Origin of the sequence: Lentibacillus sp. L22, assembly GCF_040812445.1 — a bacterium.
GTDB classification, from domain to species: domain Bacteria; phylum Bacillota; class Bacilli; order Bacillales; family Amphibacillaceae; genus Lentibacillus_C; species Lentibacillus_C daqui.
The window spans coordinates 1-10,402 of record NZ_JBFNXI010000069.1 but is presented as its reverse complement, the minus strand read 5'-3'; the positions used below and the strand labels follow the sequence as shown (position 1 = coordinate 10,402).

15 protein-coding genes, 1 tRNA gene and 3 pseudogenes are annotated in these 10,402 nt (G+C 37.7%); 11 read left to right on the top strand and 8 right to left on the bottom strand.

Going from position 1 to position 10,402, the window contains the following annotated elements:
• Positions 1 to 351: 351 nt before the first annotated feature.
• Both ABRT01_RS18390 and ABRT01_RS17530 read left to right on the top strand, forming a co-directional pair.
• Positions 352 to 657 (top strand): annotated as a pseudogene (locus tag ABRT01_RS18390) (tyrosine-type recombinase/integrase); the annotation flags it as partial.
• 308 nt (positions 658 to 965) lie between these two features.
• A complete protein-coding gene (locus ABRT01_RS17530) occupies positions 966 to 1,184 on the top strand; it encodes a helix-turn-helix transcriptional regulator (protein WP_367748972.1) in 219 nt (72 codons plus the stop codon).
• A 369-nt stretch (positions 1,185 to 1,553) separates the two neighbouring features.
• Here the strand turns inward: ABRT01_RS17530 and ABRT01_RS17525 are convergent, their stop codons facing one another.
• The 5 genes and pseudogenes from ABRT01_RS17525 to ABRT01_RS17505 all read right to left on the bottom strand — a co-directional run bounded on the left by ABRT01_RS17525 (position 1,554) and on the right by ABRT01_RS17505 (position 3,417).
• Positions 1,554 to 2,192 (bottom strand): hypothetical protein, encoded by a 639-nt coding sequence (locus tag ABRT01_RS17525; protein WP_367748969.1) that lies wholly within the window; start codon positions 2,190 to 2,192, stop codon positions 1,554 to 1,556.
• Between the two features lie 58 nt (positions 2,193 to 2,250).
• A tRNA-Cys gene (locus tag ABRT01_RS17520) sits at positions 2,251 to 2,325 on the bottom strand.
• Positions 2,326 to 2,397: 72 nt separating this feature from the next.
• Positions 2,398 to 2,921 (bottom strand): annotated as a pseudogene (locus tag ABRT01_RS17515) (N-acetylmuramoyl-L-alanine amidase).
• Between the two features lie 76 nt (positions 2,922 to 2,997).
• Complete coding sequence (locus tag ABRT01_RS17510; protein WP_367748966.1) at positions 2,998 to 3,243, bottom strand: hypothetical protein; 246 nt, start codon at positions 3,241 to 3,243, stop codon at positions 2,998 to 3,000.
• A 75-nt stretch (positions 3,244 to 3,318) separates the two neighbouring features.
• Positions 3,319 to 3,417 carry a YvrJ family protein gene (locus ABRT01_RS17505; RefSeq protein ID WP_367748963.1) on the bottom strand — a complete coding sequence of 33 codons (99 nt, stop codon included), beginning with the start codon at positions 3,415 to 3,417 and terminating at the stop codon, positions 3,319 to 3,321.
• Positions 3,418 to 3,622: 205 nt separating this feature from the next.
• Between ABRT01_RS17505 and ABRT01_RS17500 the strand changes: the two genes are divergently transcribed.
• The 3 genes from ABRT01_RS17500 to ABRT01_RS17490 all read left to right on the top strand — a co-directional run bounded on the left by ABRT01_RS17500 (position 3,623) and on the right by ABRT01_RS17490 (position 5,900).
• Positions 3,623 to 4,240, top strand: coding sequence for a sigma-70 family RNA polymerase sigma factor (locus ABRT01_RS17500; RefSeq protein ID WP_367748960.1), 618 nt, complete (start codon positions 3,623 to 3,625; stop codon positions 4,238 to 4,240).
• Positions 4,227 to 4,418 carry a hypothetical protein gene (locus ABRT01_RS17495; RefSeq protein WP_367748957.1) on the top strand — a complete coding sequence of 64 codons (192 nt, stop codon included), beginning with the start codon at positions 4,227 to 4,229 and terminating at the stop codon, positions 4,416 to 4,418. Before ABRT01_RS17500 ends, ABRT01_RS17495 begins: the two co-directional genes overlap by 14 nt.
• Before the next feature lie 1,002 nt (positions 4,419 to 5,420).
• Positions 5,421 to 5,900: a hypothetical protein gene (locus ABRT01_RS17490; RefSeq protein WP_367748954.1), complete on the top strand. Its 480-nt coding sequence runs from the start codon at positions 5,421 to 5,423 to the stop codon at positions 5,898 to 5,900.
• 313 nt (positions 5,901 to 6,213) lie between these two features.
• On the opposite strand, the gene ABRT01_RS17485 is transcribed toward ABRT01_RS17490, so the two are convergent.
• The 3 genes from ABRT01_RS17485 to ABRT01_RS17475 are packed head-to-tail and all read right to left on the bottom strand — an operon-like array spanning position 6,214 to position 6,888.
• On the bottom strand, positions 6,214 to 6,405 hold the full coding sequence (locus ABRT01_RS17485; RefSeq protein WP_367748951.1) for a hypothetical protein: 192 nt from the start codon (positions 6,403 to 6,405) through the stop codon (positions 6,214 to 6,216).
• The gene (locus tag ABRT01_RS17480; protein ID WP_367748948.1) at positions 6,392 to 6,559 is read right to left on the bottom strand and encodes a sigma-70 RNA polymerase sigma factor region 4 domain-containing protein; all 168 of its coding nucleotides are present in this window, start codon (positions 6,557 to 6,559) and stop codon (positions 6,392 to 6,394) included. The genes ABRT01_RS17485 and ABRT01_RS17480 overlap by 14 nt, the downstream gene beginning before the upstream one ends.
• A complete protein-coding gene (locus ABRT01_RS17475) occupies positions 6,556 to 6,888 on the bottom strand; it encodes a hypothetical protein (protein ID WP_367748946.1) in 333 nt (110 codons plus the stop codon). Before ABRT01_RS17475 ends, ABRT01_RS17480 begins: the two co-directional genes overlap by 4 nt.
• Before the next feature lie 319 nt (positions 6,889 to 7,207).
• Between ABRT01_RS17475 and ABRT01_RS17470 the strand changes: the two genes are divergently transcribed.
• The 6 genes and pseudogenes from ABRT01_RS17470 to ABRT01_RS17445 all read left to right on the top strand — a co-directional run bounded on the left by ABRT01_RS17470 (position 7,208) and on the right by ABRT01_RS17445 (position 9,660).
• Entirely contained in the window at positions 7,208 to 7,366 is a 159-nt protein-coding gene (locus tag ABRT01_RS17470; protein ID WP_367748943.1) for a YvrJ family protein, read from the top strand.
• A 16-nt stretch (positions 7,367 to 7,382) separates the two neighbouring features.
• Positions 7,383 to 8,079, top strand: a pseudogene (locus ABRT01_RS17465) (N-acetylmuramoyl-L-alanine amidase).
• A gap of 5 nt (positions 8,080 to 8,084) precedes the next feature.
• On the top strand, positions 8,085 to 8,222 hold the full coding sequence (locus ABRT01_RS17460; protein ID WP_367748940.1) for an N-acetylmuramoyl-L-alanine amidase: 138 nt from the start codon (positions 8,085 to 8,087) through the stop codon (positions 8,220 to 8,222).
• A gap of 167 nt (positions 8,223 to 8,389) precedes the next feature.
• Complete coding sequence (locus tag ABRT01_RS17455; protein WP_367748937.1) at positions 8,390 to 8,815, top strand: hypothetical protein; 426 nt, start codon at positions 8,390 to 8,392, stop codon at positions 8,813 to 8,815.
• A 179-nt stretch (positions 8,816 to 8,994) separates the two neighbouring features.
• Complete coding sequence (locus tag ABRT01_RS17450; RefSeq protein ID WP_367748934.1) at positions 8,995 to 9,189, top strand: helix-turn-helix transcriptional regulator; 195 nt, start codon at positions 8,995 to 8,997, stop codon at positions 9,187 to 9,189.
• A complete protein-coding gene (locus ABRT01_RS17445) occupies positions 9,190 to 9,660 on the top strand; it encodes a hypothetical protein (protein WP_367748931.1) in 471 nt (156 codons plus the stop codon).
• The last annotated feature ends 742 nt before the right edge of the window (positions 9,661 to 10,402 follow it).

The following is a 10,402-nucleotide window of genomic DNA, read 5'->3' as shown; positions in this document are numbered from 1 at the left end:
AGCAAACTTTTGATTTGCTTGGAACCTTTTTATTTACTATTTTTGGCTAGTTATGTCCCAGCCCCTTAATAATTATTAAACAGGACATTCTTCCGGTCTCGAAGCCCCAACGACGCACGTTCTACAACTCCATGCGGCACCAACTATTGCAACGGCACACGTTATACACGCGGCACAGTTTAGCGGATTAGCACACGCACAACAATTACCAAGACACGGCCCCATATTTCCCCAAACAACTTTCCCATGTTCCACATTCTAATTTTTGAGACATACATTGAGTCCATTTTATGGAACAAACATCTGCCTGTATCGTAACCATTCCATCACTACCATTGATGAAGGTCCTGGAAACCCCGGGTCATCCACGTACACAATATTTTTGCAGAATTAAACGCGTATATGCGCGATATGCCGGCTAACTTCTGGCTGTTCCCCAGCTGCAAAGGCACCGGTCCCATCAGCCGGATCCAGGCCTATCGCCAGCTGAATAAGGCAGCCAATGTGGTCGATATCACAGACGGCATTGGCACGCATACCCTAAGGAAAACATTAGGCTATTGGCATTACAAGTAATTTAAGGATATCGCCGAACTGCAGCTGATTTTAAATCATGCACATCCGGGAGTGACGCTACGGTATATCGGCATTACATAGGAGCAAATTGAGCACCATTTGCATCAATTTGTATTGTAGTATTCAGCTACCAACACCCTATCCTACGAATCACCAAATATCATGGGTGGAACATAAACCCATACAAGTAGTATGAATTAATGTCTGCCTTTTTCGATAGATTGTAAAGCTATGTGGGGGTTGCCCCCACACCCTAAAACAATTTGAAACCCCTGGATCATGCCATTCTTTTAGGTTTATTATTGTCTTTTTTATTTAAATGTTGTTTTTAATTTACAAAAGTAAATTATATATTACAATGGTGATAGTAAATATTTAGGATGATGTTTATGAAGGACTTTAGACTGCGAAACAACGTAAAAATAAAAAGAATATCCTCAAAACGATTTTCGCAGCAGGAATTGGCAAAGGAAATTGGGGTTTCCCGTCAAACAATGAATCTCATCGAATCAGAAAAATACAACCCTTCAATTAAAATTTGCCTTCTCATATGCAAAGCATTAGATACAGATTTAAACGACTTATTTTGGTATGAAAATACGGAATGAAAGGAGAAATCTCTGTGAGTTACACTTTTTTTTTCATTGGTGATTTTCCGGTCGGATATATTATTATCTGTGCTGTCAGCCTGTTTTTGGGTTGGCTCGCTTCGGAATTGTTTAGACATAAGAGTAAAAAGGATGACACCAACCTTGTAAATGATGACAGACTTAAACTAAATATTAGAACATTTTTGTTAGGTATTCTATTTTTCTCTAATTTTATCCTTCTGCTGGTTCTGTTTGTATTAAGGTATTTCTTGGGTTTTCACCACTTGGTCATAGACTATATCCTTATTTATTTAATCGCGGTTTTTTTTATTTCAATAATCGGTGGTCAATATGTATTAAAAAGATAGGGGAAATTCCCCCTATCTTTTAAAAAAGGCTACAGATCCTGTCACACCCGACAAGGCATCCCAATCCTACAATGATTGTGCAAAGTCCAGAGCAATAAAGTGCACCCGGTCCTGTAAGACGGCATTCAGAAATACATCCACTAATTTGAGTTCCGAATCCCCCCGTACAAATTACCCCACATACTCCCTCACAGGTAATAGCATAAGTTGTGGGTGGATTCAGTTGCTTTGTGGATTCTACTACCTCGTCGTTTTCGATTTTCATACTTTCCACGTTTCCTTGCTCATAATAAGTAACCTCATATGAGTCTTTTCCAGTATTATTTACGGCGTATATGATTTTGTCCGCTGTTCCCTCTGTATAAAAAGTTTCACCGCTGTTTTCTCCTTTTATCATGTTGGGATATACAATTTGTAGAATCCTTGGCACTTTATCCTGCATATCTTTCGATTTACCTACTTCAACTTTTCGAACAACTGCTGAATTGCTGTCCAACATTATCCCATTTTCTTTAAGGGCTACTTTTACTGCCTTGAATTCTTCACTCTTTTCGGCCTTTTCCAGATAACGTTTGTAATCGGGATCCTCCTTATCGATATAAGTCACGTTTAAATCTTCGATTTGAAGATTCACTTGACCAAGATTGTTTTCCGCCATTTAAAAACCCCCTCAATATTTTTTAAAGTTCTCCTCTTTCCCTATTGATTGCAACCAATGGAGGTGGCACTCGGATTTGAACCGAGAATCAAGGTTTTGCAGACCTTTGCCTTCACCATTTGGCTATGCCACCGTGTCGACTATTAGATAAAGAGGGATAACCGGCTTAAAAAACAACCACATTTTAAAATTTTTTATTTAAACTTTATCCAACGGCTTTTAAAATGCCATTCGCAACGGCTGAACTTAAGCCCTTCACAAAGGATGGTTGCTTTAAATACTGCGCATCCTTGGCGGAATCCAAAAATAAGTTTTCCAGTAGAATTGCAGGCATTGTGGTTACCCGGAGCACCGCAAAATCAGCTTCTTTTTTCCCTCTATCCTGCAAACCGTGAGAAGCATAAAAATCCATGACGGCTGCATGCATCTTATCCTGAATGGATCCTGTTCTGGTATGACGCAGCCGCGGATAAATATAGCTTTCAAATCCTTCTCCACCCCCGGAATTATGATGAAAAGATACAAACAAATCAGCATGATAGGCATTGGCTATTCTGGCTCGTCCGCTTAAATTGATAAAAGTATCTGTTGTTCTTGTCATATGGACTGTTATACCGTTGTCGTTTAAAATGTTTTGCACTTTTTAGCGATGTTCAGTGCCAAATCTTTTTCCACCAAACCAAAACCCGAAGTGCCGGGATCATATCCGCTATGCCCGGCATCTAACATGACCACTGGCATAAAAAACACCTCCTTTTTTCTAATAAAGTAAAGAAAAATAAGGAGGCAAAAAATCAACCGTTTTCTATTTTTTATTATTCTTTTCTTCATTCTCACAGAAAGATGTTCTGTTGCCCTGACAGAGAACAAATCCCTGATCAGCCATTTCAGCCTGCATGAACTTTATTTTGTCAGCAAATAAAAAACAGATATCTTGATAAAATTCTTTATCTTCGATATCGCAGCTTTCTATCCATTTGGCCACAGCGAGGTAAGCCGTTAAAATATGATAATATCGTTGAATCAGTCGATCATAACATTGCATAGTCACAAAACATTCTCCCTTCCTAGTGCTTATTTTTTTGGATAACCTTTTCCAGTTCAGAAATTGTATCAGTTAGCTTATCTATTTTTTCTCAAAACGCAGCAACAGGTATGCAGTAATCACTATAGGGAATCCCACACCTCTTAGTAAATCAGCCCAAGCAGATACATCATCACTCATTGTATCCTCTCCTTCATTAGAAATTTGTGCTCTCTCCTTATCCAAAGAGATATAAGTAGCGCAATTGTCAACCTTTTCCCAAGAATATCTATTATTATTAGGGAATTCATGGTAAAATTGATATAAACAGAACATAAATTCGTATTTTGGCTGAATGGTTGATTTTTTAGTTTATCATTTCTCTTTAAATGATGAGGTGATAGGTATGAAGGAGAGCAAAAATCGATGTAACGAAGCACTCCAAGTATTTAAGCAGGAACATCCTTCGTTATTTCAGCAACCTATTATTCAATCTTTTTTACAGGATGAAAAACATCAGGAATTTGTAAAGCAGGCAATATGTTCCCCAACAGAGCAAAATATGCAGATTTTGGACGAAGCATTCCAGGAGTTTTATGGAGAAGTGAAGGCGCTAACATATTTATCAAATGTCATTTACTACAATGCGATCAACTTTGATAAAGCCATGAAAAAACACTATAATCGTGAAATGCTTACGCTGGATCAGCCTCTGCAGGGGGAAAATGAAGGCGCCACGCACAAAGATATGTTATATCATTCATCACCAAGTGTGCCTGACAGGGTTGTCTATGAAACCATGGCTGATTATGTAGAGGATCCACAATTATATCAAGCTATTCAAAAATTAACATCCAAGCAAAGAGAAATTTTAACACACAAATATGTACACGGATTGAAAAATAAGGAAATAGCTGATTTATTCGATGACTCACCGCAGAACATTTCAAAATTGCATCAAAGTGCATTAAAAAAACTGAAAAATTATCTTCAAAAGGAGCAAGATAGCCATGATGACAGCTGAAGTGGAACAAGCACTAAAAAAACTAAATCCCAAAATAAAAAAGTCGCTTTATTATACTAGCCCCCAAAACCGTCAAGATCTCGAACAGGAGTTAAATATGAAAATCACAGAATGCTTCTACAATGATGTTTTTGAACAGCCACCAGGATTTTGGGAATTTGCCAAGAGGTTTGGTTAATATCTGAAAGGACTGTATCAAACAGTCCTTTCAAAAAACAAACCATTAATAAACTAGACAGTCAAAAGTTCTTGTTGACAAAAACATAACCCAAATTTAGCAATTTGATGATATCCTAAAGGTGCCTTAATCCTTGAAAGGATCAAAAAATCTCTAATTGGGTTACATAACTAGTATACCTAATTTTCTAGCGATTGACCACATTATGCTGAAATTTATTGATTCCATATTATATCAATTTCGCCCTGTTTCTCGAGACAATCGTCTTTTCATTGGTTTGTCGTGATCATTGTTGGCTTCATGATTCGTTCGGATCACCTGGGTGGGGATCACATCTATTATCCGGGATCTTGCCTTGCATTCCCGCAATTGTGAGAAGATGATTGATTTCTTTTGCTCCTCTGCGTGGTCCCTGTATTCACTTCGGCTTAAGTGGTTTCAAATAGTTCAGCGAGAGGCTCCACTGTATACCGTAAACGCAGCTGTGGTGCTTGTCGGTGATGGGAGAAGCATGCCAAGGTAGCCAGGCGGATGCGGGGAGTTAAGAAGCTTCATCAGGAATCCGAGAACAACTCCAAAACAGAATATATCCATGGACATTTATTTGGTGCCATTGGTATTCTTATGGGATCCGCCGAGAAATTGTTCTGTCTTCCCATATCCATGAATCTGCAGGATGGTGTGAAACCCTTCTACGACTGGAAGATACCAAAGAACAGTCGGAACACCATGGTTCTCACGCGGTGCAGATGATCAAGCAGGGATCCATCGCTTCTGAGCAATTTGGAAAGTCCATTCTTCTGTTGGATCGGTACTTCTTAACGGTTCCCGAGCTGGAGCAATGGAAAAAGCGAACCAAGATTTATCCGAACCGATGCATATCGTCACAAAGGCCAAAAGCAATGCAGTGGCGTATGAGTACCCATCAGCTCAGAAGAAAGGGCGCGGATTTCCACGCAAAAAGGCAAAACAATCAAACTAACGGAACTATTCAATAGCCGGATGTCTGAGTTTCAAACCACCACTGTGATGATGTATGGTAAGGAAGAGACCGTCCAGTTTCTGTGCCTTGATTTAATTTGGGGACAAGGGCTATATCAGGAACTGCGTTTTGTGCTGGTTCAATGGGGAAACAGGCGATCCACTCTTGTAAGCACCGAACGCACTATGGTGGCAACAGATATCATCGAGCTATATGGACACCGTTTCAAGATTGAATCCATGTTCCGGGAAATGAAACAAGCGATTAGTGCGTTCAGCTACCATTTCTGGTGTAAGTCCATGCCGAAATTGAATCCGTATCTCAAGAAAGGTGATCCCCAGCCAATCGAACAAATAACTGATGAACAGGAGCGTAACAATATACTACGGACGTTAAAAGCAATTGAAGGCTCTGTCATGTTTGTATCGCCACGGGAATATTACAACTGGTTTCCATCCGCTATTCGGGTAAGGTTCCGAGTTTATTCTTTCGTTAACTGAGAACACCTTCGAAGTCGGTAGCAACCGAGGCGACTGTAAAGGCATATTTACGCACATCTATTTTTCTCCTGCTTGCGCGAAACCCGCGTTTAACCGTAACTCAAATAATTTGTTCAAAGCAGGAATCACCTGAATTTGACGATAATTTATGGGCTTCTTAACGCTGTAGAACTTTTGACTGTCTAGCTGAATAATAGATAAAATATTTCGTTTCACACAAACACCTCTGTTTTTTCACAGCCGATTGCTTGAACTAAATACTCTATAAATTAATCATTAAATAAAAGCTGTCTGCAAACATCCCTTTCAAATGTTAATCGAAACGCTTGGCAAATTCCCAAAATCCTGGTGGTTGTTCAAAAACATCATTGTAGAAGCATTCTGTGATTTTCATATTTAACTCCTGTTCGAGATCTTGACGGTTTTGGGGGCTAGTATAATAAAGCGACTTTTTTATTTTGGGATTTAGTTTTTTTAGTGCTTGTTCCACTTCAGCTGTCATCATGGCTATCTTGCTCCTTTTGAAGATAATTTTTTAGTTTTTGCAATGACCTTTGATGTAGTTTAGATGGCGAATCGCGGAATAAATCGGCTATTTCCTTGTTTTTCAACCCGTGTACATATTTGTGTGTTAAAATTTCTCGCTGTTTTAATGTCAAGGTTTGAATGGCTTGATATAATGCGGATTCTCCATGTAATCGCCCATGCTTTCGCAGGCAATTCCATCGATAGTGTCTGGTGACGGATGATATAACATGTCCTTGTGTGTAGGACCTTCGTTTTCCCCTTGCAGTGGCTGATCCAGCGTCAGTACTTCACGGTTATATTGTTTTTGCATGGTTTTATCATAGTTGATTGCATTATAATAAATGACATTTGATAAATATATTAGCGCTCTCACATCTTTGTAAAACGACTGAAATGCTTCGTCTACACACTGCACATTTTGCTTCGTTGGGGAACAAATTGCCTGCTTTAAAAGTTCCAAATGTTTTTCATCCCGTAAGAAAGATTGAATAATAGGTTGCTGAAAGAATACAGGATGCTTCTGTTGAAATACGTGAGTGCTTTATTGCATCTGTCTTTCTTTCCCTCCATACATATCACCTCACTACTTAAAGAGGGCCAAAAAGCTAAAAAATCAACCATTCATCATAAAAATAGAATATATGTTTCCTTTATTCTAATATTACCATTTGTCTCCTAATAAAAATAGATGATTTCAAATAAAGGTTGATAAATTCGCTGTTTATATCTCTTTGGATAAAGGATAAGGTGCACAATGTCCAATGAAAGAGGGGGATACCATGGGCGATGATGTATCTACATGGATTGATTTATTGAGGAGTGTGGGTTTTCCTATAGCAATTACTGCATACCTGTTGTTGCGTTTCGAGAAAAAGATTGACAAACTAGCCGATACAATCGCGGAGTTAGAAAAAGGTATCAAAAAAAATAAGGATTAAGAAAGGAAAATGTTCTATGAGTATGCAATGTAATGATCGATTGATTCAACGATACTATCATATTTTAATGGCTTACCTGGCCATAGCCAAACAGCTAGAAAACTGCACCAGCGAAGATAAAGAATTTTATCAAGACGTTTGTTCTTTATTTGCTACTAAAATAAAGGATATGCAGGTGAAACTAGCCGACCAAGGATTTGTTCTTTGCAAAGGAAGAAGCAAAACGTCGTCTCCCTGTGAAAACGAAGCAAAGGAAAGTTATAGAATAAATGGTTGCTTTTCTACTCCTTCCCAATTCTTTATAAGAAAAAGGGAGGGTGACTTTATGACAGTGATTATATTAGATGCTGGACATGGCGGCAGAGACCCCGGAACTTCAGGATACGGTTTACTAGAAAATGATTTAGCATTAAATATCGCTAAAAAAGTGCAAAGTCTTCTCAGTGAGAGCGATATAACGGTTCAGATGACAAGAAAAACGGATAAGTGAAAGGACCCAGATGGCCAACGATTATGATGCTAATTTGTTTGTATCTTTTCATCATAATGCCGGAGGCGGAGAGGGATTTGAGAGCTATGTTTATCCGGGGTTGCGTAACACTAAAACCGGATCCATCCAGGATAAAATACACGCAGCTATCATGGGATCTTATGCTACCCATGGGCTACAAAAAAGAGGAAAAAAGAAGCTGATTTTGCAGTCCTACGGGTAACCACAATGCCTGCAATTCTACTGGAAAACTTATTTTTGGATTCCGCGATGGATACACAGTATTTAAAGCAGTCTTCTTTTAAAGAGGGTTTAAGTTTAGCCATCGCAAATGGTGTGTTGGAGAGTTTAAATAAAAAGTTTTAAAAAGTGGTTGTTTTTTGGGCTAGCAATCTCTCTTTATCTAACAGTCGACATGGTGGCATAACCAAAGAGTTAAGGAAAAGGTCTACAAGAACTTATTTTTCGGTTCGAGTCCGGGTGCTGCCTTTACTAATCGCGCGATTAGAAATAAAAATTAGGAGGAACTAACAATGAGTGAAGAAAATAAAAAGGTAGATAAGATAGCAAAAGATATTGAATTTGTGATGGAAGAAGCTGCAATTTATTTGGAAAATGATGTGGTAGGGTTTGATTTTGATAAATTGGAGGATAGATTTGGTGAAGTAGAAGAACTCGAAAAGCTTCGGAAGGAAATTGAATCTTCAGAGCTAGGTAATGATCCTAAATCTATCGAATTAGCAGCCACCCAGTCCTGGAAAAGTTGTATGATAGATGCTTTAAAAGACCATTTCGGAGTAGCCCTTATTGAAGCAGCTCTTACTGGAGGTTTGTGGGGTTATTTAAAAAAGAAAGCGTGGAAAGAAGCCGCAAAACTTTTACTAAAAATTGGCATAGGCGGTAACGTAGCTGGCCTAGTAGCAGTTTTGACCTATTATTCAGGTAAATGCGCGTTGTAATGAAAGCATAAGGGGCAGATTATAGAATAAAGTTATTACGGAATTGTCACACGAATAGGGCAACCATAAAGCCGAATTTCATTAAAAGAAATTCGGCTTATGGTTGTTTTTTGGTGATTAATGATGTAAAATAAAAATAACATTATGCAATATAAAGTTTACATAACGTAGGTGAAAATATGGTTAGTAAAATGAAGTTAGCCAGAATTGAAAAGGATCTAACTCAGGCACAGCTTGCAAAACGAGTAAATGCTACAAGGCAAACTGTCGGGTTGATTGAAAAAGGAGTATATAATCCTAGTTTAAATTTATGTATTGCCATTGCTAAAGAGTTAAACAAAACGTTAGATGATTTATTTTGGGAAGGTGACTAAATGATACATTCATTTTTAAATGCTTTTTTACCGGAAGATGAGTACAAACGAACACGAATACTTTACTTTATGGCCGAAACCACATTCCTAACGGTAGTGATCTTATTATTGTTTGGTTTGATAAAATATATTTTAAACTTCTCACACTTGGATGCAGATCTTTTGATAATGATTGTCCCATTTCTTATGATGGCTTACGCATATTTTCGTTATATTTTTTCGGGAATAGAACATACAGAAGTATCAAATAAGCAAGATTATAAAAAAGAGCGTCGTATTGTTATTAAGCGTTCTTTGTTGGTCGGTATTATATTTTTTATTATTTTCTTGATCGTTAAGGGAATTCCAACTAGCTATGTTGAGGGATTAGACTTGATTGTTCCCTCAGTAATCTTTACAATCTTATATTTCCTTTTTGATTTATTTTCCTTAAAGCGATCCACTATGAAAAACAAAGAATTAGATGATTAATCGCAAAATGAACGGATTCCCTATTCAATTATTGGGTGCAGTTATTGAATCAGCCGTTGATTGAATAGGGCTATTTAACTGAACAGGGAGGAGATAAAATGACAAAGGTAAAGCTATACTTTTCAGGATTCTTTCTACTGATACCAATAATTTTCATGATCAGTGCTTTCTTATGGCGATTTATTATTCAAGATAACGATCTGTGGATTGTGATTACAGATTCTTTATCAATCTTAGCGTTATATTACTTTATTGTGAGTATTTTCTTTAGTTTTTGGATGCGATAATTATGGAATGTTGTTGTACCATTCGGAAGAAGTTAAAACTGACCAATAAAATAACACTGCTGATTTGCTTAATGCCTCTGTGGCATTATTTATAACATCATACATTGTTGGTTCCTGGGTAGGAATGGGTATTGGTGTTGTTAGCTTCGGGATGCTTATTTTTGTTATTTTAGCTAGTGTTATTACTGCTTTTTCAGCATCCAAAAGAAAAATTGAAGAATAAATTAACCAGGTACATTCACAGGATAAGATTGTGCTTCAATTGGGCTAGATTGTAAAACAATTTGAAGGAGGAGGGGGTCCTAGTATGGTTAAAAAAAGACACTTATGGATTCCGTTATTGTTATTATTTGAGTGAATTTCATAATTCCTAGCCCTTGTGCCCCAACGACTTTGAGACATAAAAAAGGAAGTACCTCCCCAAATCTTGTATAATGGTAGTTGAACCGACAACC